Source organism: Priestia sp. JSM ZJ58 (assembly GCF_044383985.1).
GTDB classification, from domain to species: domain Bacteria; phylum Bacillota; class Bacilli; order Bacillales; family Bacillaceae_H; genus Priestia; species Priestia zanthoxyli.
The window spans coordinates 64,513-91,292 of sequence record NZ_JBISEM010000003.1; the positions used below are offsets into that span (position 1 = coordinate 64,513).

23 protein-coding genes are annotated in these 26,780 nt (G+C 38.4%); 4 read left to right on the plus strand and 19 right to left on the minus strand.

Annotation, left to right across the window (positions count from 1 at the left end):
* Positions 1-8: 8 nt before the first annotated feature.
* The 16 genes from essA to corA all read right to left on the minus strand — a co-directional run bounded on the left by essA (position 9) and on the right by corA (position 20,125).
* Positions 9-506 (minus strand): type VII secretion protein EssA, encoded by a 498-nt coding sequence (gene essA, locus ACH6EI_RS23570; RefSeq protein WP_028412470.1) that lies wholly within the window; start codon positions 504-506, stop codon positions 9-11.
* Positions 484-3,666, minus strand: coding sequence for a type VII secretion protein EsaA (esaA, locus tag ACH6EI_RS23575; RefSeq protein WP_028412471.1), 3,183 nt, complete (start codon positions 3,664-3,666; stop codon positions 484-486). Before esaA ends, essA begins: the two co-directional genes overlap by 23 nt.
* Positions 3,663-8,141: a type VII secretion protein EssC gene (essC, locus tag ACH6EI_RS23580; protein WP_099330590.1), complete on the minus strand. Its 4,479-nt coding sequence runs from the start codon at positions 8,139-8,141 to the stop codon at positions 3,663-3,665. Before essC ends, esaA begins: the two co-directional genes overlap by 4 nt.
* 12 nt (positions 8,142-8,153) lie before the next feature.
* Positions 8,154-9,458 carry a type VII secretion protein EssB gene (gene essB, locus ACH6EI_RS23585; protein ID WP_028412472.1) on the minus strand — a complete coding sequence of 435 codons (1,305 nt, stop codon included), beginning with the start codon at positions 9,456-9,458 and terminating at the stop codon, positions 8,154-8,156.
* Positions 9,459-9,472: 14 nt separating this feature from the next.
* Positions 9,473-9,712: an ESX secretion system protein YukD gene (yukD, locus tag ACH6EI_RS23590; RefSeq protein ID WP_025752817.1), complete on the minus strand. Its 240-nt coding sequence runs from the start codon at positions 9,710-9,712 to the stop codon at positions 9,473-9,475.
* 93 nt (positions 9,713-9,805) lie between these two features.
* Positions 9,806-10,099 carry a WXG100 family type VII secretion target gene (locus tag ACH6EI_RS23595; RefSeq protein ID WP_028412473.1) on the minus strand — a complete coding sequence of 98 codons (294 nt, stop codon included), beginning with the start codon at positions 10,097-10,099 and terminating at the stop codon, positions 9,806-9,808.
* Between the two features lie 369 nt (positions 10,100-10,468).
* Positions 10,469-10,861 carry an SseB family protein gene (locus ACH6EI_RS23600; protein WP_028412474.1) on the minus strand — a complete coding sequence of 131 codons (393 nt, stop codon included), beginning with the start codon at positions 10,859-10,861 and terminating at the stop codon, positions 10,469-10,471.
* Positions 10,862-10,922: 61 nt separating this feature from the next.
* Positions 10,923-11,522 (minus strand): WXG100 family type VII secretion target, encoded by a 600-nt coding sequence (locus ACH6EI_RS23605; RefSeq protein WP_028412475.1) that lies wholly within the window; start codon positions 11,520-11,522, stop codon positions 10,923-10,925.
* A gap of 109 nt (positions 11,523-11,631) precedes the next feature.
* Positions 11,632-11,949 carry a hypothetical protein gene (locus ACH6EI_RS23610; protein WP_013055102.1) on the minus strand — a complete coding sequence of 106 codons (318 nt, stop codon included), beginning with the start codon at positions 11,947-11,949 and terminating at the stop codon, positions 11,632-11,634.
* 252 nt (positions 11,950-12,201) lie between these two features.
* The gene (locus ACH6EI_RS23615; RefSeq protein ID WP_028412476.1) at positions 12,202-13,407 is read right to left on the minus strand and encodes a DEAD/DEAH box helicase; all 1,206 of its coding nucleotides are present in this window, start codon (positions 13,405-13,407) and stop codon (positions 12,202-12,204) included.
* Positions 13,408-13,771: 364 nt separating this feature from the next.
* The gene (locus ACH6EI_RS23620) at positions 13,772-14,866 is read right to left on the minus strand and encodes an ATP-binding protein (protein ID WP_224980631.1); all 1,095 of its coding nucleotides are present in this window, start codon (positions 14,864-14,866) and stop codon (positions 13,772-13,774) included.
* A gap of 293 nt (positions 14,867-15,159) precedes the next feature.
* On the minus strand, positions 15,160-15,912 hold the full coding sequence (locus ACH6EI_RS23625; RefSeq protein ID WP_028412478.1) for an STAS domain-containing protein: 753 nt from the start codon (positions 15,910-15,912) through the stop codon (positions 15,160-15,162).
* Positions 15,899-16,558: a cobalamin B12-binding domain-containing protein gene (locus ACH6EI_RS23630; protein ID WP_028412479.1), complete on the minus strand. Its 660-nt coding sequence runs from the start codon at positions 16,556-16,558 to the stop codon at positions 15,899-15,901. Before ACH6EI_RS23630 ends, ACH6EI_RS23625 begins: the two co-directional genes overlap by 14 nt.
* Before the next feature lie 142 nt (positions 16,559-16,700).
* A complete protein-coding gene (locus ACH6EI_RS23635) occupies positions 16,701-17,426 on the minus strand; it encodes a response regulator (protein ID WP_028412480.1) in 726 nt (241 codons plus the stop codon).
* Entirely contained in the window at positions 17,419-19,005 is a 1,587-nt protein-coding gene (gene dcuS / locus ACH6EI_RS23640) for a DcuS/MalK family sensor histidine kinase (RefSeq protein WP_034327425.1), read from the minus strand. Before dcuS ends, ACH6EI_RS23635 begins: the two co-directional genes overlap by 8 nt.
* 154 nt (positions 19,006-19,159) lie before the next feature.
* Positions 19,160-20,125 (minus strand): magnesium/cobalt transporter CorA, encoded by a 966-nt coding sequence (gene corA / locus ACH6EI_RS23645; RefSeq protein WP_028412482.1) that lies wholly within the window; start codon positions 20,123-20,125, stop codon positions 19,160-19,162.
* Positions 20,126-20,276: 151 nt separating this feature from the next.
* On the opposite strand from corA, the gene ACH6EI_RS23650 reads away from it, so the two are divergent.
* Positions 20,277-20,732: a ferritin-like domain-containing protein gene (locus tag ACH6EI_RS23650; protein ID WP_028412483.1), complete on the plus strand. Its 456-nt coding sequence runs from the start codon at positions 20,277-20,279 to the stop codon at positions 20,730-20,732.
* 54 nt (positions 20,733-20,786) lie between these two features.
* On the opposite strand, the gene ACH6EI_RS23655 is transcribed toward ACH6EI_RS23650, so the two are convergent.
* Positions 20,787-21,953, minus strand: coding sequence for a M20 family metallopeptidase (locus ACH6EI_RS23655; protein ID WP_028412484.1), 1,167 nt, complete (start codon positions 21,951-21,953; stop codon positions 20,787-20,789).
* Between the two features lie 143 nt (positions 21,954-22,096).
* Between ACH6EI_RS23655 and ACH6EI_RS23660 the strand changes: the two genes are divergently transcribed.
* Entirely contained in the window at positions 22,097-23,152 is a 1,056-nt protein-coding gene (locus ACH6EI_RS23660; protein WP_028412485.1) for an aromatic acid exporter family protein, read from the plus strand.
* Positions 23,153-23,184: 32 nt separating this feature from the next.
* Here ACH6EI_RS23660 and ACH6EI_RS23665 read toward each other — a convergent pair whose 3' ends face one another.
* Positions 23,185-24,639 (minus strand): alanine/glycine:cation symporter family protein, encoded by a 1,455-nt coding sequence (locus tag ACH6EI_RS23665; RefSeq protein ID WP_028412486.1) that lies wholly within the window; start codon positions 24,637-24,639, stop codon positions 23,185-23,187.
* Positions 24,640-24,894: 255 nt separating this feature from the next.
* Here ACH6EI_RS23665 and ACH6EI_RS23670 point away from each other — a divergent pair, with 255 nt between their 5' ends.
* Positions 24,895-25,647: a lipase family protein gene (locus ACH6EI_RS23670; RefSeq protein WP_034327418.1), complete on the plus strand. Its 753-nt coding sequence runs from the start codon at positions 24,895-24,897 to the stop codon at positions 25,645-25,647.
* 25 nt (positions 25,648-25,672) lie between these two features.
* Here ACH6EI_RS23670 and ACH6EI_RS23675 read toward each other — a convergent pair whose 3' ends face one another.
* Entirely contained in the window at positions 25,673-26,161 is a 489-nt protein-coding gene (locus tag ACH6EI_RS23675) for a DinB family protein (protein ID WP_028412487.1), read from the minus strand.
* 346 nt (positions 26,162-26,507) lie between these two features.
* Here ACH6EI_RS23675 and ACH6EI_RS23680 point away from each other — a divergent pair, with 346 nt between their 5' ends.
* Positions 26,508-26,663, plus strand: coding sequence for a hypothetical protein (locus ACH6EI_RS23680; protein ID WP_014461889.1), 156 nt, complete (start codon positions 26,508-26,510; stop codon positions 26,661-26,663).
* Positions 26,664-26,780: the final 117 nt, after the last annotated feature.

The window sequence follows — 26,780 nt, forward strand, 5'->3', positions numbered from 1 at the left end:
AGGTTTTTTCATTTTTTCACAGAAGGCTGAGGGCTAATGCGCGGTATTAAAACCACAAATAATACAACAACCCCCACACCAATCAATAATAAATAAAACCATTGTAGATCTGATGACTTTTCAGAAGCCGTTTGTTCTGTCCGATCTTTCTTGTAGGAAGTGTTTTTAGAAGAAAACAAGTTATATTCTTTTGCTTTCGCAGAAATCGTATTATCTTCAGCTGATGCGTTCGCAAAAAGACTTTCTTTTAAACTCTCTTTCTCTGCATCTTCCTCTTTTTCAAATGTAAGATCCTTTATTTCCTCCGGAATATTTCCTACTTCTTTTTTATTTTCTAGCAAAGATTCGGGGTCTAAGTTAATGGGATCATCTTTATATACATTTGGTTTAATCTCTTCAACGTTTCCATCATCAGCTTCAGCCGCTGCTGCTATAGGGAAACAAAGAAGTGAAAAAATAAGAACAACACTTCCAATCTTCTTACTAAGCACTATAGGTTTCATCATTTTCAACCTCTTTAGTCGTCTTTAAAGCACGAATAATAGATGGCAGAACACTTAAAACAGCAGTCATTCCCAGTAATACAATAAGCGCCTGTCCAAACAGAGACTGCGTATCATATTGAATGGACATGTACACTTTAGATACTGGATCTTCGTAATTAAAGTTTGGCATAGATAAGTTAAGAAGCGGGGTAATATAAAATAAAATCAACCCTACTGTCGTCACCCATCCAGCGAAGCTTCCTAATAAGAAAGCAATACGTACAAGTGTAGATGAAGCAAGCAATAAGACGATCGTAAAGATTGACCATTCCATTGCCCGGTCTCCCGATAACGAATAAATATTAAGGCTAAAGATACTTACCATTAACCCTACAATCAAATTCAATAATCCAAAGAGCGTACCTTTTACAAGCATCGGTGCATGTCGGTAGTATTGACTGAAATAGCCAATTAGTAGGCTGCTGATTAAGATAATAACCAAAATGACAACCGGTGGAACCTCTTTTACTTTTTCAGCCGGCACTTCACCGCTTACTTGAAGAGGATTTGCTAAATAATGATAAACGTAATCATTATTCTGTCCATCTACTAATGTATTATTTAACAAGCGGTATACCTGGCCTCGCACCAACTTCGTTGAATCCACGTTTTGGGCCCACTTGCTGTTAAGCGTGTCAGCCTTATCCTGAACTTCATTTACACGCTTCTGCAATTCATCTGTGTACGTGACAACATTAGCTTGTCTTTCACCTAAAGATGAAATGAGTTCGTTCATTCCCTTCAACTCTTGACCCATGCTTTGCTGCAGCGTCATTAAGCCTGTTACGTCCGGAGCTTCTTTCTTTTCTAATGCTTGATCTTCACCTGCGCTAGATTGAAGCTCTTGATTCATTGCATTTGCTTTTTCTTGAATAGCTGATAGCTCTTCCATAATCGATGCTTGTTCAGCATCAACTGTTTGTCCATATTGATCAGCAAAATCTTGCACTGAACTTTGGAACTGTGCTAACTCTTCTTTTGTTAGAGACAGGTTTTGTTGAATTTGCTTACGCGCGTCTTGAGAAGAAACGGTTCCAGCTAACGCCTGCTGCAAACTTCCTTTAATAGAGTCATTGTTAAGGACGCTGTTCTGTATGTCTGTATTTCCGACTTGAGCTAAAGTCAAATCATACTGCGATAAATCACCGTAGTACTTTAACAGATCTTCGGCACTGCTGCTTTTAATCTTACCTGAGAATGTATTGCTCAGCTTTTCTTTTCGAGAAGCTGAAAGGTTTGGAGAAGATAAGATTTTATCTTCTTTGTTTTTAATCATCGTAATGAGACCATCAACATCCGCACTGCCTTTAGAAGGTTTTTTGCCGTCTTCTTTCAACTTTTCATTCTCTTTTTTTAATCGTTCATTTTCTTCTTGAAGCTTAGCAATTTGACTGCTGGACGACTTGGTTGCTTCTTCTAAGTCTTTCTCTGCTTTGTTTTTCTGTGCTGTCAAAGACTCGACGTCTGCTTCCAAACTGGCAATTTTCTGCTTCAGCGCATCCGTATTTTCTCCTGAAGTTTCAGGCTGAACGGTTACATTTTGCAGCTCATCTTTGACCGCCTGTACCTGTGTTTTCAGATTAGCCACTTTTTCAAGCGCACTTTTCACAGCATTGGATGTGCCTGATGTATCAGGTGTATCCGGTGTTTCAGGCGTTCCAGGCGTTTCCGTGTCCTCAGGTGTCTCAGGTGCTTCAGGCGCTTCGGGTGTTTCACTCGTCATGCCTTGAAGCTGCTTTTCTAAATCATCAAGCCCTTTTGATATATCATCAAGCTTTGCTGTTTGCTGAGATAAATCCACTTGAATTGGTTCTGACGTTCCTTCGCCTTGACCGGAATCTGGCTGAGTTCCATCATCTTCTCCAGGATCCGTCGGCGTCTCTCCACCTTGATTAGGATCTGGCTTAGTTCCGTCACCTTCTCCAGGGTCCGTTGGCGTCTCTCCGTCTTGATTAGGATCTGGCTGAGTTCCATCACTTTCCCCTGGATCCGTTGAGCCTCCACCACTATCATTTGATGAAGCTGTCTCTAGCTGCGCACGAAGCGGCTTTAGCTTACTTTCAATTTGATTTAAGGTTGTTTGCTCAGACTGCTGTTTGTATGAACTGATGATTTGGCCGTTCAAATCTTGCAGAGCTTTTTCTTGTTCACTGACGTTATCTGCTTGTTGATCTCCAAGTTCTCCAACGGCTTTTTGATTTTCATCCAGCTGCTGTTGAATGGAAGATAAGCCACTAAACACTTGATTGGCCTGCTCATTAAAATTTTGCTTAGAGCTTGGCTGATTAGATTCAAGGGAAGACAACCCTTGTTGAATCGCAGCGACACTTTGAGCCTGCGTTTTTTCAAGCATTTGTTTCTGTGTTTCTTGATATGTTTGATATTGATTTACATATTCAATGAAGCTGTTTAAATTCTTTTCAACCTGTTCTACGTCGCCTTGTCTGTCGCTAGAACCTTTTTCTGCTTTATTTACATTATCTTGGATTTGCTGAAGAATTTTCTTTTGATCATTTAATTCACCTGCTAAATCTTTTGAATTCGGTTTATAAAAAGCGACCATTGTTTTTTGAAAGGCGATTTCTTTATTTAGAATTTTATCGAACTGTCCGCGTACCTTATCCACTTCCTGTGATACATAACTCCAGTACAAAGAGGACATTTCATTATTAACCTTTGTAGTAGCATCTTCTAATTCCCCTACTACTTTTTCCTTATTAACTGCGTTAAGCTGACTTTGAACTTTGTATTCCAAAGTAGCTTTTTCTGGTTTTTTTTCCTGATACGATAAAATATTTTGTGAGAAAGTCGAGGGAATATAAATAACCGCATCATATTTCCCATTCTGTAAACCGCTTGTAGCTGCGCTTCGTCCAAGCACGGTCCATTGATAATCTGACCCCTCCTGTAAAAGAGGAGTCACTTTTTCTCCAAATTCTATCGCTTTTTCACTATTTTCTTTTACTCCATTATCTTCGTTAACAACCGCAATCGTTCTTGTTGAGTTTTCTGTGACTTGTAGCGGGTTGTCTCCAATATACTGGAAAAAGAAAGAAGGAAGAGCCAAAATTAAAACAACAGCTAATATGACTTTAAGTGTATACTTACGCTGTTCGGTCATGTTAAGATCTTCCTTTCACTTACACATAGCGGGATTTGAATTCTTGTTTCTTTTCCACTTTTAATATAATAACCGAAGCCAGGGTTAACGTCGGCTTCTTTTCGGTCATAAGGAAGTGTAAATAAGCTTTGCTCTGTTTTCTTCATCAACAACACAGCTTGGCCAATTTGCTTCACTTCTGTTGTTAACGCGTCAAATCCTTTTGAAAACTCATTGTTGTTCCCTGCAACAATCAAGTTAAAGCCCAGGTGGCTATAATTTTTCATCAATTTTGTAATACGATCCTGCAAGACACTGTCTAAGTTTTGCTGGAATCGTACAAATCCGTCTACCACAAGCATGATCGGGGCAAATGAAAGGCCGTGTACGGTTCCTTCCTGCACTGCTTCCAAATACTTATTTTCACGTCGCTGCAATCGTTCTTCGGTTAGGTCAAGCCAGTCGACGATCTGTTCTTTTGTTTCCATGTAAACAACTTGCTCTTCAGCTGCATAGCTTGATAAACCACGGTCAACCGAATCAAATAGTCCGATTTGCTTCACGCCTTGTTCAAGCGCTGTTTGCAGTATGACTTTCACTACATTTGTCTTTCCTTTTTGCGTCTGCCCCATGACGATACAATGCTTATTTTTCGTAAAGTTCATATGCACCGGTCGAACAAACTCTTCATCTAACCCAAGAGGAATAACTCCTTTTTCGCGAATAACTCTTCTGTCCGTCATAAATTCGGCAAGTACAAGTTTCGATGACAGCATTGGCACCGGCTCCGGAAGAATAGCATCAGCATATTGTTTCTTTAATCGTTGAATGTGCAGCTTAACTGCATCAAAAATTTCAAAATCATCTTTTCCTTCCGCAGGTAAAAACAGCTGTGCAAAATAAGGTTGATCCGTTTTGATAATAGCCCGACCTGGAATAGACTCCAGCGCATACGGCGTACGTCCTAAAATAGAATACGCTTCTGAATGATCCATTAAGTAATGAACCACCTTCGTTTTCAAGTTATTCATAAGTGACTGACGAATAGAATTCACGCGCGTCGCGGTAAAGATCATATAAATTCCTAAAGACTGGCCGTCACGCACAAGCTGTGTGAACTGCATTTCTAGATCTTGCATTTCTTCTTTAACAAGATCAAAATTATCAATCGTGATAAAAATTAGAGGAAGCTCTTCTGAACTTAGAGCATTATACATTTTGATATTGCTAACTTCCTGCTGTTGAAATAACTGCTTTCGCCTTGCGATTTCTTGTTTGATAATCGTCATGAATTTTTCAATTTTACGCATTTGATCCATTAAGAAATAATCCGCCGTATGAGGCAGCTGACGAAGCGGCAGCAGCGTACCGTTCCCAAAGTCAAAAATGTAATAATGAAGCTGCTCTGGGCTCTGTCTTTCAGCTAGACTAAGAAGCAACATCATGACTGTAAACGATTTACCGTATCCTGACGAACCAAATATACCAATGTTTCCATCGTCCATCAGCTGATAGTTATATACCGTTTGACTTTGCTTTTCAGGTTCATCAATTAAGCCAATTGGGAATACGCCGTCTCGCTTCTCTTTGTACTCACTGCGAAGCAATCTCTCTTTAAGAGGCGGCAGCCATGGACTATTTAATTTTTTGATACCTAATTCCTGCTGCGTTTGTTCGATTTTTTGCACCACAACATCAATTTCTGCTTCCGCTTGTTTGGATGACGTCTGCTGAGTAGATACATCAGATAAAGGAATCAACCCGAGATCTGTGATAATGGCTACTTCATCTTCAGCCCCATACGTATCTTCCATGTACGGCGCGCCGCTCCAAGCTGACTGAAACAGTTCATACACTTCATTATTTCCAACCTGCAGATAGCCTCGACCCGTCACCGTAATAGAAGCAGCGTCTGCATTTTTTAAGATTTCTTTACTATCAGCGGCATCTTGGACTTTTAACGCTACTTTAAAGCGCGCATTACTCCAAATTTGATCGTCAATAACACCGCCTGGCTTTTGTGTTGCTAAAATTAAATGAACGCCTAGACTACGTCCAATTCGCGCCGCGCTGACTAATTCGCGAATGAACTCTGGTTCTTCACTTTTTAACTCAGCAAATTCATCCGAGATTAAGAATAAGTGAGGCAGAGGTTCTTCTGCCATACCTTGCTTATATAAATCTGTATAATCATTAATATGATTGACTTCATATCTATCAAACAAGCGTTGGCGTCGCTTTAATTCACTTTTAATAGAAGCTAAGGCTCTTGTACTAAAATTCTTACTTCCTTCAATATTTGTAATGGTTCCAAGCAGGTGAGGCATGTTTTTAAACGGCTGAGCCATTCCTCCGCCCTTATAGTCAATCAATAAAAATGCGACTTCATGGGGGTGGAAATTCACCGCTAGAGAAAGAATGTACGTTTGTAAAAATTCACTTTTCCCTGACCCCGTCGTACCTGCAAGTAATCCATGAGGGCCGTGAGCTTTTTCGTGAAGATTTAGTTCAACAATATCTTCTTTTCCTTTTAAACCAATTGGAACCGCTAGCGACTTAGCTGATTCATTGGTGTGCCACCTTTGCACGATATCCAGCTCACCAATTTCTCTTGCTTTAAATAATTCTAAGAATGAAACGCTATTTGGAATTGAGTTGGTCATGCCAACTTGGTGATCCAATGTCCGCAGCATCCTTGCAAATCTTTCATTATAATCAAGCGTGTGTTTATCAAGCTGAAATGGAATATTCACAGCTTTTTGCTTTTGAATTAATATATCCCCCTCGGATTCGTTAATATAACGAACGAGTGTGTGAACATGCTCCGTTAAGCTTTCTTTCGTCTCTGCCGCAAATATCGTAGAGAACCCAAGATGAGGGTGATACCCTTCTAAATACTCTAAGATAACGTGATCTGCAATTAGCTGCTGATTCGTAATAATAAAAACAAAGTGAGGCAAAAAAACCCCTTCTCCTTTTGCTTCATCTAAGTCGCGTTCTCTCAGCATTTCGTAAATAGAAGATAAAAGCTGATCTCTCGTTTGTTCATTATAAATGAAGCCTTTCGCAAAAGAATGAGGCAGCTGAAAATGAGGGAGCCATTTCATCCATTCCCACTCTTTATATTCTTCTTCATCAAAAATGAATACGAATCTCACATCATGATAACTGTGGGAGAATGCCAGCTGTCCTACAAGCTGATGCAGTTCATTCTTCACCGTCTTCATCTTTCCTACCAGACCGATAGAGCCTAAACCTAAGTGAGCGGTAACAGGCGCATTTTTGACTTCTCGATAGACTTTTTCCATGTGCTGAGACTGCTCAAGCAAATCATCAATTTCTCGATTAGCCATATCTCCGCTATTTAAAGAAATTTGGTAGCTTCCAGGAACTGTTCCTTTTCCAAGACGCACCTGTAAGAAATCACTGCTTTCCACAGTTCGTTCCCAAATTCGATCGGAAATCTGTTCTGTTAAATATTTCATTCGTTCAAACGTTGGAAAATGATAAGATAATACGTCTCGTTGAACTGATGCTAGTTCTTGTAATTCCTCGCGCTTGTTCTCTAAGTACTTTGTATAAATTCGACGACGACGCTCTTGGCGCTTCTTGCGCTGTTTTTTATCTTTGAAATATTGAACGGTAGATACAATCAGCGTGGTCGTAAACATCATGACAGATATAATAATAAAAATTCCCCTGGGCTGAATAATCGATACCGTACCCATGACTAAAAGCATGACTAATGGGGGTAAAATGGTAAGCCATAAGCTTCGGTTATTTTCATCATTGTCTTGAGACGGAAAGGACAAGCTCACCTTATCATTAGGCAAATCATATATCATGCGCGGTGTCCGTCTATAAACCGGGTACTTCTTTTTCATTTCAGAAATAGGTTGCGCCGTAGCCGGAAGCTTAGATGCATAATCATAGTAGCTTTGAATCTTCAGCAAATCTTTTTCGATCAATTGAATCGTCATAGAAGACCATAAAATAAGATCTCCGGGCTGAAGGTTCCTATTCTCTTCTATTCGGTGTCCATTAAGATAAAACCGTTCTTGGTTATAAAAGACCTTCCACTTCCCGTTTATCTTTGATAAGTAAAATCCTTCTTTTGGCTCTACTACATACTTTTCTTTCTGCTGATACACATCAGCTGCTTCATCACTTGTGGAAAACGAGACTTCTGATTCGTAATCAATATAATAGACAGCTTCTTTAACAGCCGTCTCTGTAAGGGCAAAGGTTAAAGCCTGTCCTTGTTCTCGCCATACAAACGACTCAGAAACAGATAGCTCTGCTATCCTTTCTTCTCCGTAGGAAATCAAGAGCCGGCCGTTCTTTTCAGATGACAGCGTCATTTGACCTTTCTCAAACGGATAGGAAAAAGTAAACGTTTGATGCTGAGTGTTTCCAACCGTTGCTTGGCGAAAGGTTTTAAAATCTATAGGCAGCTGCTGATACGTTTGCCCACTAACTATCCAAAGCATATTCATACAACTACCTCCCTACTTCGATTGATCTTCCTGCTGTTTTTTCTGCTCTTCTTGTTTCTTTTTCTCGGCTTCTGCAGCTTTCTGTTCTTCTTCCTGCTGCTTGGCCGCCTGTGCTTCCTCAGCCTGTTTCTCTTCTTGCTGCTTGGCTGCTTCCGCTTCTTGCTGATCATTTTCTTTCTTGAATTCTTCCAGTTCATTCGCTACTTTATCAAGCTCTTCTTGCTTTTTATCAGCCGCTAAATCGTTGTCTGTCTTTAGCTGACCTTCGTATTTCATTAATGCATAGATAATTAACGAACGTTCTTCTAACAACCTGCTCACTTCTAAAGCTTTTTTGTTGTCTCCTCGGCCAATGTAAAACCAATAGGCAAAGTACTGAGGATCTGACTGAAGCGTAATAGTCTTTAAAGCATTTGCCTTTTGCTCCTCTCCCAACTTTTCATTAACAAGATAGGAGGTTGCTATTTCGTATTGCACAATTTTAGGCATACTTTCAATATCGTAATCTTCAAGTGTGTCGACTACTTTGCTGTAGTTTTTTTCAAGAAAGTATTCGTTGCTTTCTACAAATGCTTCTTGTTTCGGCTGAGCAAAAAAATAAGAATAAAAAGTATAAATAAGAGCTGGAATTAATAAGACAAGTATACCGACAGATGAAAACTTAAAAATGGTCCAGCGTTTTTGAGGAAGTTGAACAAGTGTCTTTTGATGTTTTTCAATTTGGGTTAGCTTATGCTGAACAAATTGACTCAACTCTTCCTCATTGCTGATATGCATTATTTTTTTAGCGTCTTCTTTTAATTGCAAGGTCTCGTATAACTTAAAATACTGTTCAAATGTATGCGATGAGTCAACAGCCGCCGCTATCGTAGCCTTTAACTCCTGAAAGCTTTGTTCCTCGTTAGGTTCATAAGGAGGTAAACTTTCTTTCACTCCATAATGTAAAAAAGCAGGACTTAAACTTTTATCAAAAATGATATTTTCTGGACAAATCAACAAATGCAGCCTTGAAAAAGAATGCTGCTTTATCTTTTTGATAAGCTGATCTGCAAACAGCCACTTTTGCTGTTCTTCTTTTCCCTTTAATGCTGTAAAAGGTTGAAATTCAGAGGTAGGCTTAATTGTTATTTTAAGTTCATCATCGCTCATCATGATTTCTTTTTGAAAAGCCGTGTTTACATCCTTTAACATTTCAATTTCAACAGAACGATCAAGTCGAATTTTTTCTTTTTGAAAAACAAATGTATATTCATTATTATGACGTGTCATTACAGCTTCGAGCTGCTCTTCTAAGTAAGTCGGTTTCTTCTCTGACATTCTAATAGACTCCTTTAGAGAATTTCGATACAATCACCTGTGGTAATTCCGCAGTTAATCATCGTCTCATTTCCCGAGAAAATAAGATTTTTATTTGAAACACGTATCCACGCACCGTCCTTTGGTGATTGAGTAATCTTTTTAGCTTGCCAAACGATCTCGACTACTTTTTTGATTGAATGATAGTTTGATAGTCGCAAATCGAACCGATCACCTGTATAGTGCTTTAAGTCTACTGTTACTTCTATATACATAGGGTTTCATCACCTCAAAACATAGAAAAAGCGCCTTCATCTTTTGAGAATGGGGCGCTCCTTTTATTACTTCACTTAGATTATTAGATGAAGTTAACCGCGGATTTGGCTAGCGATTTGGTTATCTGTATCTTCAAGAACATTTGCAGAGTCGTCTAATTGCTTAGCAATTTTTGTAAGTAGGTTAGACATTTCAACGAAAGAAGGTTTTAATTCTTCGTATTGAGCAGCAAACGCTTCGCTTGAAGCACCTTCCCACATATCTTGAAGTTGATTTTTCATTGTATCAAGACGGCTTACTAGTTCTTGAACTTGACCGCTTTCGTTAGTATAGCGACCTGACATGTCGCGAAGCTCTGCTGGTGTTACGCGAATAATTCCTGACATACATATCTCTCCTTCGGTTTATATATTTACTATTATTGTAAGAAACTCTAGTGATAAGGTCAAAGGTTACTTGCAAAAGCCTCCAAAAATGAGAATATGTATCTACAAGTACCCCTAAAAAATGCAAATAAAACCTAAAAAACCAAGATTTTGTTCTCATTTAAACCTTTTCCATCTAATCTATAGGTACCTATTTAAAGGAAAATAAAAACTATAAGACTATTAAATTACATTTCTATTTATTATCTATAGAACTATTTACTAGTAATAAAAAAGCAGCAGCCTGTTTAAGGCCCTGCCTATATATATCCTATTTATTTAAGATTCAGACATGCTTGAAAAAAGGACATGTGCTTGTTATCGCCTTGGCTACTGCTTAAAATAATTTTTATCTTCTTTTAACATTCTTATTTCTTCCGGGATGAATAATTTTGAGAGAGGCGTGTCAGGATTAAGTAATATGGCTATTTCTTCATTTAATACAGGCAGCATATCCTTAAATGATACACATACGGTCTTTTCATCTTTTAGCATCTGTTCAATCGGATATTTTGACGAAAAAACAGGTAAATATCGATACGCTGCACTTTTCATCGTCTGAACGTAGTGCTCTGCAATTAATATATCTGATGCTACATGTTCTGAGCTAACAACTAGCCATAAATTGCTATTCATTAAAGTTTTATAAAATTGAGCAATTTTTTTATTATCTTTCATTGCTTCAATTAACGATTTTTCTAATAAATTAAATGTATACTTCATTGCTGAGACAACCCTGTAAGGAACTGTACCATTTCACTTCCAGCGCCATCATATACTTCATTCATTCTCTCTTCACTTCCTCTGTGCTGTCACTAAACATAATGTTTGAAGGATTCATCTCCTGACTTAAAATGCCCAATCCCATTTGAATAACCCCATAAGTGAAAAATTCCGTTCGACTGCATGTAGAACCATTCACTACTTTTTCTTCCCAAGACATAGAAAGCGAATTCCACATAACATTAAGAGTACCTAGAGGTTTTTCAATCGTTCTATGCATATTGTCATACGTGTTCCATTCTTTTAAGTTCTTTATGTCATTCCACGTATCTTGCGAATGGGCGCTCCCATCGCTCCATACGCTCGACCAAAACTCCGTCCAGCCTGAAGAGCCTTCTAGCTCTCCATCTGCTTTTCTCATTTGCTCCGCAGTGTCTTTTACTAATAAATGTGCATTTTCCGTTAGCGAATCAAGTTTGCGAATCATATGCTGTAACTCTTCCTGCAAGTCCAGCACTTTATCAATATCTGCAACAGACAAGAAATGTAGATTTGTAGCTTCCCAGCTTAGTTTTTGAAGTGCATCAGCCGTCTGTGAATGAGACTGTTGAATTCGCTCTGCAAATGTCTGCAGCACCTCTGGATTTACTTTTATCTCCATGTATGTCCGTCCCCCTATCTCTTGTAAGCCTTCAGTCATCATCCAAACATTTTTTAAGCCTATACGGAAAGACTCACTTTCTAAAAGAGTGAGTCGATAATGTTATTTATTACGCCGATGCTAGCTCTCTTAATCGTGAAATTTCTAAGCGTAAAGTTTGAAACAATTCATCCCTTACGTCGTACAGATGAAAAGTGGATTGCGTAATATCATTATAAATATCCTCATATGAGCTCTTAGAACGCCCTGACCAATCTGACGCATATTGTTGGTGCGAATTTTGAAACAGATAGATACCTTCTTCAAGAAATTCCATGATACGTTGAACTTCATGTAAATATGATTCTAATTGATCTGCATCTCGACTATATTCTTTGCTTTTTCTTCTTCGCTCTATGTCGTCAAAGAGATCATCAATTGCATCCATAAAATGTCCCCACGTCCTTCTTCCTCTTTTATTAGAAGTCTCTTAAAGTAATGTTAAAATAAGGTTACAAAAAACAAAATCCATCATTCAAACTATTTTCATACCTAGGAAAAAATATCTACATTTCTCTTTTTTTACTTATTTATACAGGGGAAATAGAGAAAATAAACAACGCCAGGCTGCTGTAATAAAGCAGTAGACGTTGCTTTTTAGGTTGTGACACTGCTGTTATAAAAAGGAAGAATACCTAGTTTACATCCGACCTTTTTGTTTCTTTTTCTTGTTAAATGGCTTTTTTGAAGGTTTTTTAGCTGTACGGGACTGCTCTTTTGTACCTTCATCGACGATTTCGCCCATATAAAGCTCTTTTTTCGCTAATGAAAGTTGAAGTTCACGTGCGATTTGTTTTAAATTTCGCTCTTCTCGTTCAGTGACAAGAGAAATGACTGTACCTTCTGCTCCCGATCTGCCTGTTCTACCTGAGCGATGTACGTATTGATCTGCATCTTGAGGAACATCGATATGAATTACATGCGTCAATCCCTTAATGTCTAATCCTCTAGCTGCGACATCCGTTGCTAATAAGACAGGGAAATCTCCTTTTCGAAAACCTTTAATCGTCGTAGCACGATCTTCTTTTTTCGTTTCACTGTGTAAAGAGCCTGCTTCTACACGCTTAAATGTTAATTTTTCTTCAAACTCGATCAGAGTATCAATCCCTTTAAAAAAGGCTAAAGCTTTCATTTGTTCTTGACGAACTAGTTTTCTAAGCACGTCCACTTTATCTCTAGCTTCACTTTTGATGTATACATGCTCTACCTTCGAAGCTGGGAGTTCATCTCTTCCTACCTCTATTTCAAGAGGCTGGTTCATCATGTCTTTCGCTAGCGATTTGGTACGTTCTGATACAGTAGCTGAGAAGACTAGGATTTGACGATCACTTAACGCCATTTTTACAATCTGTTGAACCGTTTGAACATGCTCAGGTACAAACAATTGATCCGCTTCATCAATCACAATTGTTTTGACTTCGTGCATTTTTAATTTCTTCATTTTAATTAATTCGTTCAAACGTCCTGGGGTACCAACAATGATATTAGGGCGCTTTTTGAGTTTTTCTAATTGCCGTTTCATATTTGCTCCGCCAATAAACGCAGCGCTTGAAATACCGCTTCCCTGCGACCAAGTTTGAATTTCACCATGAATTTGCATAACTAATTCATGGGAAGATGCTAAAATAACCGCTTGAACATGAGATGGTCCCGGCTGAATGCGATGTAAGACAGGCAACAAATATGCCAGTGTCTTTCCTGTTCCCGTTGGGGATTCTCCTATTACATCTTTATTAGCTAAAATCTCTGAAATAGCTTTCGTTTGAATGGCAGTAGGCTCATTGAACCCTGCTTTTTTCCACGCCTCTTGTAAAAAAGGCTGTAAAGTCTCTATAAACTGACTCATATCTATCTCCTTTTCCATGCTTTTCTCGATATTATAAACGATTTTTTTATTTCAATTAAACGAATGTATCAGTGGCCATGTGCGTTAATACTGACCTTAATTTCTATTTATAAATAAACCTTCCTTATCCCAAGGGACCCTGTCAATCCGTCAGTAGAAAAGTCGATTGTTGCCTTAACTTTTCTACATCGATATACATAGCTTCAACTATGATACACTATTGCTTCTATAGAAAACAATATGATCCTCTTTATTATGGACGAAAACTTGTATAAGAAGGAGGTTTTATGTCCTATATGGATCCGGACGCAAAGGGCTCAGCTGCTTACTTCCTCTTTTTCAAGAAAACAACCGCCTCTCTGAACTACGAAAGGCGGCTGTTTCGTTCTGTAATTGGCATATCAATAGTAACCGTTGTCCCTTTTCCTTTACCGCTTTTAAAATGCATGGTACCTTGATGACGCTCCATGATTTTGTAACACACGGCCAGCCCTAAGCCCGTTCCAGCTTCTTTTGTAGAATAAAACGGCGTCCCTACTTGTTCAATCCTCTCTTGACTCATTCCGATTCCATTGTCTTCGAAGTGAATCAATGCTCGTGTATCTTTTTCTTCAACTGTTATTGTAATATGGCCTTTCTCAATAATAGCTTCTACACCGTTTTTGATCACATTGATGAACACTTGTTTCAACTGATTTGCATCAGCCGAAACATAAATAGGCCTTTTTGCTGTTTCTTTCAATAAAATAGAAACATTATTTAAATTGGCCTGCGCTTCCATTAGCGTAATAACTTGTTTTAAAATCTCGCATAAATTGGTCTTTTCAAAAGATACATGCTGCTTTTTTCCAAGAATGAGCATTTCACTGGAGATTAAGTTGATGCGGTCGATTTCAGACATCATGATATCTAAATATGTGTCATTTGTTTCCTTAGAGGCTTGCATAACCTGTACAAAACCTTTTAAAGAAGTAAGGGGGTTTCTAATTTCATGTGCTACGGCACCTGCCATTTGTCCAATAACCGACATTTTTTCCGAGGTTATCATAAGCTCTTCATCTTGGCGGTATGTAGTAATATCGCGTGCAATCATAAATACACCTACTACCTGCTTATGAACAATAATGGGAAGCAAAGAACACCTAAGCAACCGTCTTTCTCGCTTTCTATTGATCACATTCATTTCGAACTTAGCACCTTTTCCATTCAGCACTTCTTTAAAATACTCTTTACACATATCAAACTCTTCAGCTGCGATAAGAGCTGAAGGTTTCATCTTTTGCAGTTCTTCACTGGAGTATCCAACGATTGCTTCACCTTCCGGGTTAGCAAGAAGTACTTCACCCGTTTTACTTATTTCAAAAACACCATCAGGGTTATGTTTGAACAAAGATTGATAGTGCTGATTGCTCGTTTGAAGTTCGTGTTCTTTCACTACGAGCTCTTGCTGGGACTCCACTAGTTTATAAGCTCTCCTATATACCAACCCATACAAAATAATACCCGTAGCTAAAATAAAAAACCAACCTTTGTATTGTTGAAAAAAAATATATACTTCAAAACGACCTTGCGCTAATGTTCTAGATATATTATCAGATATCAAGATCCATACAGCGCCAATAATGATATATATAATTGAAATTCTTAAAGCTACTTTACGCGCGTGTTTCACCAAATTTTAATCACCTGTTTATCCGTATTGATCCCCTGTCTTATTGCCTTTATATGAAGTGTTCACTTTTTGTAGCCATTTCATGCCGTTGTAAAAAATTGATGAATGGCCTGACCTAGGTTACTAATAGATTTTACATTTGCTTGAAAATGATACTGGTGAAGCCATTGACTGTGATCGGGTGTCACACCTGTTAAATAAATCTGTACGCCCATTAGCTGAAATTCCCATATTAAATGTTCTAGGGCTGCAACACCTCGTTCATCAATTTGACCGATTCCATTAAAATCAATGATAACTCGATCAACCGTTTCCTCATCTATTTGTCTGAGCAGCCGATGTTCATTTTTCATGATGACTTCCTCAAATAAATCGCCAAACAGAGGTATAAGCACCATGTTGTTCGATAAATGAATAAACGGTCCCGACAGCTCTATAACTCGGTTCATGGCCTTTTCTAATCGTTCTTTTTGCAGCAGCAGTTCTAAGTCTGTTTCAGATAAACGCGCTGTATGCTGTTCGATTTTTTCTGAGAGAATTCTAATTTGAGAATCTTCCTCTACACATATTACATGCGCCTTATCTTGCTCCCATTTGCAATTCACGGTATAAAGAGACATCTTAGATTTACGCGAATGCATGACTAATTCTGTTTTTATTTTTTCCTTCTTTCCTAATCGTTTTCTAGCTTTGTTCTGACTATCTTCATCAACAATTTCTAAAAAATGTTGAACCTCTCCGAATAAAGCGGCTGCTTCATCAGATTGCGCTAGAATATTCATTTCCTCATCCATAATAAAAGCAGGAAGCGGAGCATATTTAATAGTCGACAACCTTAATCCCCCTAATTGATTGATAATGAAAAAGCTCTTTCAACTCCTCTAGCTGTGCAATAAATCGAACTTGATTTGTTTGAACAAGAGGAAACTTATAGTTTGAAACTACTCGGCCTCCAACTAAAATAAGCGGCTGATGTTTTGTCTTTTTTAATCCTTCTATATATTCGTTTGCTTTTTCTATATGATGAGTTAAACTGAACGAGATTCCTACTAAATCAGGTTTCCATTGTTCAACAGCGTGCGTTGCATGTAAAAGCGGAGAATCTGCTCCTAAAAGTTTCGTCTGCCATCCGTGCTCTTCAAAGAGAATGGAAATCATTTTTAAACCTAAAAAATGCTGTTCATTTTCTATACACAAAAACAGACCTTTTTTTTCACTTTTAATAACTTCTTGTCTTATACACAATTGATAGCGTGACAAAACATAGTCACAGGTAGTAGTAGCTAAATGTTCATCAGCCACTGAAATTTCATCTTCTTCCCACATCATACCGATTTGAGCCATTGACACTGAAATGAATTGCTGAAAAATATAAAATGTGTCGAAACCCTGCTGTCTTTTTTTCCACACAATATTCCAAGCTTCATCTTGATTCCCTGATAACAGTAATTCAGTCAAGCGTTCTATGCTTTCAATCAAGAAACCACCTCTTTTTCAGTCAAACGACTTGTTTTTTTTCCTTTGTTATTATCAACCATACCACTTAACTCACCGGCACTCTACAGTAAAATATTCTCACACCGACAAAATAACACCGGACGTCTCTGACAGGTAAATCTTTTTATTTTTCAAAGTCAACGAGGTAGTGATGCAGCAAGTGACGGTTTTGTTCATTGTATAAGTACGCATACACAGGACGTCCTATTGTGCCGTAAGTCATTCTTTCTCCAAGAAGACCTATATCTGTTAGAAATTTTAAATATTTTCGAATAGACACTCTTGAAATTCCCGTTTTTTCAGCCACATCATCGGTCGAAAAAGGGTGATCTTTAAGATGCACAATGGCTTCTACGATGACTTCTAATGTTCCTGTCGTTAGACCCTTAGGCAACGGCTCTACCGGAGCTTCTTTTATTTTTTTATTAGACAGCAGCCCGTCTAATTCCTGTTGATTAAGCTGAGGTTGCTGTTTTAACGTACGAAATGTTTGTTTATAAGCCGAAAGTGCTTGATAAAAGCGTTCAAATGTAAAAGGCTTAATCAAATAATCAATCGCTCCATAGCGTAAAGCTTGCTGAATCGTTTGGGCATCCGAAGCAGCGGTGATAAAAATGACGTCTATTTCCTCTTGCTTTGTTCGAATCTCTTGTAAAACTCTCAAACCATTTTGCCCAGGCATAAAGATATCAAGCAGTACTAAATCAACTTGATATTCATTTACCTTCACTAAGGCTTCATGACCCGAATGAGCAACAGCGACCACTGTAAACCCCTCTATCTCTTCAATGTACTTTTGATTAAACTGAGCAACCATTGGGTCATCTTCAACAATTAATACTTTAATCAACTTGATCTCTCCTTGTTTCGTACGGAATATCAATATAGAATGTGGTGCCGCTATTTATAAATGAGTCAATAACGATTTGGCCACCTAGTTCATCAATCGTTTGCTTCACTAAATGCAGCCCAAACCCTCTGCTCGTTCCTTTTGTAGAAAAGCCTTTCTTGAAAATCTGATTCATTGTATCGGAAGGAATGCCGCAGCCTGTATCCGTAACTTGAATCGTAAGCTTATTGTTTTTATACACAAGCATAATGGACACTTTTTTAGAGGCTTGATGACAAACTGAATCAATTGCATTATCAATTAAATTTCCAATAATGGTAATGAGATGATGAGTAACGTGTGGATCTGAAGGTTCTGGAATAACTTCATCAGCGGAAAACGTCAGTTCTACGCTTTCCTCTCTAGCATAACTCATTTTGCCCATGAGAAACCCTGCCAACGCATGATCTTTAATAGATTTAGTCACTGAACTAGATTCATCGACACGATGATTAACAAGCTGATGAATATACGTTTTTAGCTCATCATAATAATTCATCTGCACCATTCCTAAAATCACATGAAGTTTATTCATAAATTCATGCGATTGTGCTCGAAGCGCTTCCACATACATTTTAACACCTGTTAGCTGTTCTGCTAAGATATTAACTTCTGTTTTATCCCGAAACGTAGAAAGTGCTCCTACAATCTCTTCGTTTACCACTAGCGGAACCCTATTAACTACAATGGCTACTCCATTTATGACTTGCTCTTCATCATAATGAGATTCCCCCGTAGACAAAACGTCGTCCAATCTGGAGGTGGGCATATATTCTCGAATAGACAAACCGATTGGCTCTGGTGCTAACCCTGCTTTAACAAATAAGCGGCGTGCAGAACGATTAGCAAGTGTAATATTACCTTCTTTATCAACAGCTATCACTCCTTCACGAACCGACTGCAGCATGGTGCTTCTCTCTTCTAGAATTTTAGCAATTTCAGAAGGTTCCAAGCCAAATAAAATTTTCTTTATGTAATTCGCTAATAAAATAGCACCAAGAACGCCTACAAGTAAGCCAATTAATGAACCTAAAACAATTCGACGATGCCCATCTCTAATCGCTTCATTTACATTATTCAAAGAAATCCCCACAGCCACTGCGCCAATTTGTTGATTTTTTTCATTATAAATAGGTGCAAAAGCGCGCAGAGATTTATCAAGCGTTCCTTTTGATACAGATACATAAGATTTCCCGTGCAATGATTTTTGCTCATCGCCTCCGGCAAACCTCTTTCCTATCTTTTTAGGATCTGGGTGAGATTGGCGGATTCCATTCATATCTATAACAACGATAAACAAGACGCTTGATTTTTTACGAATTCGTTCAGTAAATTCCTGAATTGACTGAGGTGTTTTTGTCTCTAGTCCTTTTTTCACGTTCGTTGATTCTGAAATAATTGTAGCAATAGTCCGAGCTTTTTCAGCCTGTTGATCTCGGATGTTTTTTCCAATTGAACTGCTAACTAATAAATCCGTTAACAATAGCGATAGAATTACCACCATGCATACAAGCAGCACCGTGATGCTTCGCAGCCCCATTCTTCCGTGTTTCACATTCTTCCCTCGCTTCCCTGCTTTCCTTGTTTATAGCACAAGAAAAAGATCTTATCTAGAGGCAGATAAGATCTTCGCTTATTTAATTTCATTTTTACTGAGTTGATGAACATTTATACAGGAAGGTTAACAATCTACTTTATAGTTTAGGTCCTTTTCGATATTTGAACCATCCCATTTTATAAAAGGCAAAGACCATTACGCCTACAAGCCCAATCATAATGCCCAGTACAATAAAATAATTATATTTTCCCGTCAGTTCCGGCATATATGAAAAGTTCATGCCATAGAGGCCAGCAATAAACGTCAACGGTAAGAAAATAGCTGACATCAGCGTTAGCGTAAACATGATTGAATTCATACGATCCGAGTTGATGGACATAAAGCTTTCTCGAATATCATTTGACAAATCCCTGCTTGCTTGCATAATTTCAATCATATTTAATAGGTGGTCATAAATATCATTAAAATAGCGAACCTGCTCTTTTGCTTTTAACGCATTGGTTGACATAATACGATACATTAAATCTCTCATGGGGTTTAAAATCCGGCGCATTCGTGACAAATCACTTCGGATGTCATAAAGCTGCCTCATTAGTTCATCCATAGGTTCGTCTTTTGCATTGTCTTCAATGTCGTCTATGTGATCTTCAAATTTATAAAGCACAGGGAAGTATTCATCAACGGTATGATCTAAGAGTTCATACATGATATCCCATGTTCCATCTTCGGTAGCCTCAGGGTCTTTTTTGATAAGCTCCCACACTCTAGCCACGCTCGTTAGCTTGTCCAAGTGGTAAGTGACTAAAAAGTTATCCCCCACAAATGCAGATACTTCTAAGTGCTCAAGCTCTTCTTTATGAAGTGCATAATACACTAAAAAATAATGCTCATCATACAACTCAAATTTAGCCCGCTGACCTTGATTCAAACAGTCCTCAACTGCTAAAGGATGAAAATTAAATTGTTCAAGCTGCTTTTTTTCTTCCTCGGTGGGATTGTAAAAATCAACCCAATACCATTGAAAGTCATGGCTTGAACGAATCTCATTCATTTCTATCTCTTTAATAGCTCCTTCTTTGGTTTTAGCTACAATTTTAATCATAAGATAACCTCTGTCTTTTTTGATACTATTCTCTGCACATACCCTTTTTACCATTTTGTTAAACTTTTTTCTTTTAATGTACGCCTTTTCTTGTCTATACATACGATGATGGTGACGACAAGAGAACAAAACGGTGAGGAGGTATATCCATATGTATGAATTTTACTCCCGGCATGAAGAATATTGGGAAGATGATACAAGACTAGACGAACAGCTTTTAAGAGATATAAACAAAGCTGTAAACGATGAGTTTTCCGCTATTCACTACTATACACGCCTAGCAGAGCTGGCTCCTAATGATCAGTTTCAACAAGCTATATTAGGTATTCGGCAGGATGAAATTAAACACTTTGACTGGTTTTCTAAAGCCTATTATGATTTATCAGGCAGCTACCCACAGATTTCATTAAACATAAAACTGCCAAATACTTTTCAAGAAGGGGTCTCTGAATCCATTAAAGATGAAGTAGAAACCGTTCCATTTTATCAATCAATCGCTAGAAGAATCACAAATGCTCGAATTCAAAGCCGCATTGTTCGAGCTGCGAGCGATGAACAGCGCCACGGTCAAATTTTTCGAACCATTCAGTCCCACTTCTCATACTAAATAATACGCTTGCCACTGCAAGCGTATTATTTAGTATGGTTTTATTATTATCTCTTACTTTGTAGCATTAAATTCTTCTTTAATTTTTTGGAGCAGCGTTTGATTGGTTAATACGTCATACCCTGTTAATGCCATTGTTTTTGCACCAAGTATCATTGCTTCTCTTCCTTGCTCACTTAAAGCTGCTTCTCTAAATTCGTGCGTATGACAAACAAAATAATCATCACAAATTTGAATATACGGATGAATAGCCGGAACAACCTGACTCACATTCCCCATATCTAAAGATCCATGATCGCCTTGGTCTTCCGTAATGCTTTGCTCGCTCACACCTAATGAGATGAGATTATTTGTATAGACGTCGGATAATGTTTGATTCGTTTGCATATCATCATAAGAAAACTCATAGTTTGAGATTTTTAATTTTGTTCCTGTCGCTAAAGCAGCACCATGTGCACATGCCTTCACCTTATCTGTTACTTCATCTACATATGCACGAGTTGAAGCGCGAACATAAAATTGTGCTACTGCATAATCCGGTACAACGTTGGCCGCCTTGCCACCCTCTGTAATCACTCCATGAATACGTACATCCGGCTTCACATGCTGGCGAAGCGCATTAATGCTATTGAACGTTTGTAATACACCGTCTAGTGCATTGATTCCTTCATGAGGGGCAGCGGCTGCATGTGCAGATTTTCCGAAGAACTCAAACTGAATCGCATCCATCGCAAGAGAACGCCCGCTTTTTTGATGACAGTAATAAGGGTGCACCATCATAGCTACGTCTAAATGATTAAAAATACCTTGTTCAGCCATCGTTACTTTGCCGCCTCGTGTTTCCTCTGCAGGCGTTCCGTATACGTATATTTTACCGCCCGTTTTTGCGACTGCTTTACTCAGACCAATACCAGCGGCAATTGACATGGTTCCAATTAAGTTATGTCCGCATGCGTGTCCGAGATCCGGCAAAGCATCGTACTCTGCCATAAACCCAATCGATGGACCTGGCTTTTGACTGTCATAAACAGCGGTAAAAGCCGTTGGCAAGTCACATGTACCAATTTCAACTGTGAACCCTTGTTCTTTTAAAACATCTGTTAATGCTTTGCAAGCCTTAAATTCTTCATGGCCAAGCTCAGGATTTTGTCCAATATATTTGCTTACATCATAAAATGTATCCTGTAATTTATTAATTGTTTCATTTATTAATTGTTTCATTAGTTGTACTCCTCTTTTAAATATTTAAACAAATTATAGTATATTTATTCGTTTTTTGAAAGCTAGTTTTTAAGACGTGTTTTCCTATCACCTTAATATGCCTTATAATTAAACTACTAACTGTTTTAAAGAAGGTATGCATAATGATTAACGTAAAAAAATTTAATTTTTTAGGCGGTCGTATTATTAAAACAGGCATTGCCGTTTTTTTGACTGCACTCATTTGTCAGTCCGTTGGCTGGCCGTATATGCTCGCTGTTATTACAGCCATTGTTACGATTGAACCAACCGCTGCGGATTCTATCAAAAAAGCGTTCATTCGCTTTCCTGCTTCAGCAATTGGAGCTGCTTTTGCCATGATTTACACATTTCTTTTAGGCGTAACGCCGCTTACCTATATGCTTGTTGCTGTTTCTACTATTATATCCTGTTATAAATTGCGTTTACATGCCGGAACACTCGTTGCAACGCTAACAGGAGTGGCTATGCTGACGATTGTGCACGACCATTATTTCATATCATTTTTAATTCGCCTAGCGACCACTAGTATTGGGCTGCTTACTTCTTCACTTGTAAATATAATTGTTCTTCCTCCTAATTATACACCGATTATTACGAGGAAAATTCAAAATCTCTCAAAACAAATGAGTAGCGTCTTACAGCAAAGAGGAAGCGAACTTTCTCAAGTACACGCTTGTCATAAACAAACAAAGCTTCAATTTCAGCAGCTTTCTGCTGAAATTGAAAAAATTGAGACGCTTTGTGAGTATCAGCGAAAAGAATGGAAATTTCATCATTTCACTCGTACAGCTATGAGAAAATTCCACTATGAATATAAGAAACTTTCTCTTATGAGGCAGCTTGTCTACCATATTGGTAATTTAATTTATTTGCCCGCTCATCAGCTGCAAAGTGCAAAACATCAAGTGATTTGGGACACTTTCACTTCCTTTCATAAAGTCTTACAAAATGAACAATATAAAAGCTCTTTGCAGCATCAAACGCTTGTTTTGACTTTAAAACAAAGGTTTTGGGCACATAAGCAGGAAGAAAACAGAGTGGATCAGCCTTTTTCAACAGAAACAACCATGCTGTACGAACTTCTTGCGATTCATCACCTGCTTGAAGAACTACACCGTATTCATCGTTTGAAGGAACGCTATAACTTAAACAATTCGCCTGTCTCACTTTCTTCATAAAAAAATCCTCACAAATGTGAGGATTTTCTTGTTTACGAAACTTGTGACTCATCTTTCTTATATTCTTTCTCCCAGTAGTCCGCATTTTTAATTCCTAGCTTAACAGGATCAAATACGGGGTCTACCCCTTGTTTTTTCTGAGCTTCATAGTCTTTTAATGCAACTAACGCAGGCTTAGCTAAAATTAAGATAGCAATTAAATTTAGCCATACCATAATACCAAGTCCTGCATCACCTAACGCCCAAGCTAATGAGGCTTGTTTCACTGACCCGTAGAACGTAGCTCCCAGCAGGACAAGTTTTAATGCAAACATAGCCCACTTCCCGTTCTTTCCGCGAGTTAGATAAGCAATATTTGTTTCAGCAATGTAATAATAAGCCATGATCGTTGTAAACGCGAAAAAGAATAGGGCAACTGCCACGAAGCCAGCTCCAAACCCCGGCAACACTGTTTCAATAGCAGCTTGTGTAAATCCAGGTCCTGCTTCTACACCCGGTAAATTTGAAATAATAAATGAACCTCCCGGTCCTTCCGTGTTGTACATGCCTGTGAATAAAATCATAAACGCTGTTGCTGAACAAACGAACAGTGTATCAATATAAACCGAAAAAGCTTGTACAAGACCTTGTTTCGCCGGGTGTGAAACTTCTGCTGCAGCTGCTGCGTGCGGCCCCGTTCCTTGTCCTGCTTCGTTTGAATAAATGCCGCGCTTCACTCCCCAAGAAACAGCTAAACCAACGATTCCTCCAAAAGCAGAATCTAATGCAAAAGCACTTTTAAAAATAAGAGCGATAACTCCCGGCAACTCCGAAATGTTCATGGCAATAATAATAAGAGCTAAAATAATATACCCAAGTGCCATAAAAGGTACAACGAATTGGGCTACCCCTGCAATACGCTTAACGCCTCCAAAAATAATAAAAGCAAGAATAATAACTAATCCTACTGCTGTAACCGTTGGACTAACACCAAATGCATTGTCGATGCCAAGCGCGATGGAATTGGACTGAACGCCCGGCATTAAGATACTCATCGCAACAAGGGCTGCAATGGCAAATAAAATGCCATACCATTTCATACCTGTTCCTTTTTCAATGTAGTACGCTGGACCACCTCGATATTGGCCATCTTGCTTAACTTTATAAATTTGAGCCAGTGTTGATTCGATGAATGCACTAGAAGCACCAATAAAAGCAACTGCCCACATCCAAAATACAGCCCCTGGACCTCCAAAAGCGATAGCTGTCGCAACTCCAGCAATATTTCCTGTTCCAACTCGTCCCGACAGCGCTAAAGACAGTGCTTGGAAGGAAGAAACTCCTGCTTCTGAGCTTTTACCCTGAAACATCAGCATAACCATGTCTTTTAAGTGTCGTACCTGTAAAAACCTTGTTAAAATCGAGAAAAACAGGCCAATCGCAAGACACCCATAAATAACAGGCGTGCTCCATAGCACATTATTCAAACTCGTTACAAATTGCTCCAAACGATAACCCCCTTATTTTTTGATTCAGACTATTTTAAATTATAAGTTAAATTATAAATTTTAACAATAAAACTCTAAATTAAAACTTTTTTTTAGTTAAAATACACAAAAAAAGTTATAAACCCCTCAAAAACATCCAATAAGAAATCGTTTACACTCCATAATTATTGCTCTCAAAAAAGAGATATCTGCACCTTTCTTCTCAAGAACACATAGGCTATAGGAGTTATTTTCTATTAGAAGGTGTGAAAAACAATGATGAGAATCGAGCCTTTATTTTATCGTTCTTTAGCTCTAGACCTTCTTTATGCGTGCGTCTTAGCTTATAAGCAATACGCACAGGGAGGCACATTTGATGTACCTGAAGGCTACCGGCTTATTAAATCGTTTAAAGCTTCTGCCGTAGGGGTGCAAGAATGGTTTGGTTTTATTTTAGAATCTGATGACTCTATCGTAATTGCCTTTCGAGGAACTCAATCTGAGGCAGATTGGATTGCTGATGCTCGCATTAGGCAGCGCCCCTATCCATACAATCAACGAGCCGGGCTCGTTCATGAAGGTTTTTTAGCCGTTTACGAATCATGCCGTGATGAAATTTTTGAAACATATAAATCGCTTCCCACCAAGCCCATTTATATAACGGGGCATAGCCTAGGTGGCGCACTCGCTGCTCTTCATGCCTTAGATGTCGCCACAAACGCATCTTTTCCGGAAATTACAATGTACAACTACGGAGCTCCTCGAGTAGGGGATCCTCAATTCGTTCAAACATACACAAATCTTGTTTCAAATAGCCGCTGTTTTGTTAACACGACGGATACGGTTCCTAAAATCCCTCCGAAGCGACTCTATTCCCCTTCCACCAAGCAAACAATTTATTACGATCAAGACCCTCTGCAACTCTCATTTACCATCCAAACAGGCTCTACCGTAGGGAACCATAATCCCCAAACATACAGTGTTGGGATATGGATGATGTCGGATTACCCTATTTTGGTCCAAAAATAAAAAAACAGGCGGAATGCCTGTTTTTTTATGCGCCAATTGCTGTTTTGATTTCTTCTATTTGTTCTTGGTGACGCTTTTCATGATAGCCAATAAAATCAATCCATTGCTTTAAATCCATTAACCCAAACACAGGATGTGGAAACGATTTTTGCTTTAGGTTTTCTTCACTGGCTGTTTCTTCTAACTCTACTAAAGCCGCTCTTGATTCCGCCAGCTTACTCTTCATTTCTTCTAATGTCTGATTTTCATTAGAAGGCGTAACTTGAGCCGGTGCATCTACTTTTCGAGAACGGTCTACCGCTAAATGAAACGGCTTATCTTCGGTTGGCTGATCTACACCGTTTTCTAACTGATCCTTTACACGTGAAACAATCATGCGCTCCATCAAATATAAATGTTCTAATACTTGCATAACGCTCCATGTATTAGATGCTGGCTGCTGATTTAATTGTTCATATGTTAATGATTCTACACTGTTCAATACATCATTTCGAAACTGTTCATTTTTGTTCATTGTTCATCCTCCTCTAGGATTCCTCTAGCTTATCGTATCAAAAAACTCTTCTATATAAAAAGGATATCCCTTTACTTAACCATGTTTTAGCTGCAATTGTTTCACGTGAAAAAAATATTTTTTCTATTTGACATAGATCAACTGAAGTGTTATATTTAGATTTCTGGCTTTTCTTTAAGAGCTGGACATAGTGAAAGTAACTTGAAAGGATGTATCGTACAATGCAAGGTAAAAATACTGGCATTCGACACATGTCTTTGAACAAAACTTATTCACACTGGATCGGCTTCGGAGCCGTAAGGATGCAAGAGAGGTAGGGCTTGCGTCGTTTAGGTTAATCGATCATGTGGAAAAACAAACCGCGGCAATGGATGAAATCCATGCAAGCACAATCAATGCTAATTGTGCCCTAACAACAACGAAACATACAAAAACCGTAATCATGGATTTTATAAAGAAAGTAATCATTTTGTTTTTACACTTGCAAAAAGCAAGTTACTGATAAGAAACACGAACAAAAGCGAGCAGATGCATCTGCTCGCTTTTTTAATGATGATTTTTTATTTACTTTATCATTTCTTTTTTAGGGAATCTTATAAAAAAGCCAAAACCAATATGG

What these genes read in the sequence shown, in the direction of transcription:
- essA (WP_028412470.1), bottom strand. Translation starts at nt 506, where the DNA reads ATGATGAAACCTATAGTGCTTAGTAAGAAGATTGGAAGTGTTGTTCTT.
- esaA (WP_028412471.1), bottom strand. Translation starts at nt 3,666, where the DNA reads ATGACCGAACAGCGTAAGTATACACTTAAAGTCATATTAGCTGTTGTT.
- essC (WP_099330590.1), bottom strand. Translation starts at nt 8,141, where the DNA reads ATGAATATGCTTTGGATAGTTAGTGGGCAAACGTATCAGCAGCTGCCT.
- essB (WP_028412472.1), bottom strand. Translation starts at nt 9,458, where the DNA reads ATGTCAGAGAAGAAACCGACTTACTTAGAAGAGCAGCTCGAAGCTGTA.
- yukD (WP_025752817.1), bottom strand. Translation starts at nt 9,712, where the DNA reads ATGTATATAGAAGTAACAGTAGACTTAAAGCACTATACAGGTGATCGG.
- ACH6EI_RS23595 (WP_028412473.1), bottom strand. Translation starts at nt 10,099, where the DNA reads ATGTCAGGAATTATTCGCGTAACACCAGCAGAGCTTCGCGACATGTCA.
- ACH6EI_RS23600 (WP_028412474.1), bottom strand. Translation starts at nt 10,861, where the DNA reads ATGAAGTATACATTTAATTTATTAGAAAAATCGTTAATTGAAGCAATG.
- ACH6EI_RS23605 (WP_028412475.1), bottom strand. Translation starts at nt 11,522, where the DNA reads ATGGAGATAAAAGTAAATCCAGAGGTGCTGCAGACATTTGCAGAGCGA.
- ACH6EI_RS23610 (WP_013055102.1), bottom strand. Translation starts at nt 11,949, where the DNA reads ATGGATGCAATTGATGATCTCTTTGACGACATAGAGCGAAGAAGAAAA.
- ACH6EI_RS23615 (WP_028412476.1), bottom strand. Translation starts at nt 13,407, where the DNA reads ATGAGTCAGTTTATAGAGACTTTACAGCCTTTTTTACAAGAGGCGTGG.
- dcuS (WP_034327425.1), bottom strand. Translation starts at nt 19,005, where the DNA reads ATGGGGCTGCGAAGCATCACGGTGCTGCTTGTATGCATGGTGGTAATT.
- corA (WP_028412482.1), bottom strand. Translation starts at nt 20,125, where the DNA reads ATGATTAAAATTGTAGCTAAAACCAAAGAAGGAGCTATTAAAGAGATA.
- ACH6EI_RS23650 (WP_028412483.1), top strand. Translation starts at nt 20,277, where the DNA reads ATGTATGAATTTTACTCCCGGCATGAAGAATATTGGGAAGATGATACA.
- ACH6EI_RS23655 (WP_028412484.1), bottom strand. Translation starts at nt 21,953, where the DNA reads ATGAAACAATTAATAAATGAAACAATTAATAAATTACAGGATACATTT.
- ACH6EI_RS23660 (WP_028412485.1), top strand. Translation starts at nt 22,097, where the DNA reads ATGATTAACGTAAAAAAATTTAATTTTTTAGGCGGTCGTATTATTAAA.
- ACH6EI_RS23670 (WP_034327418.1), top strand. Translation starts at nt 24,895, where the DNA reads ATGATGAGAATCGAGCCTTTATTTTATCGTTCTTTAGCTCTAGACCTT.
- ACH6EI_RS23675 (WP_028412487.1), bottom strand. Translation starts at nt 26,161, where the DNA reads ATGAACAAAAATGAACAGTTTCGAAATGATGTATTGAACAGTGTAGAA.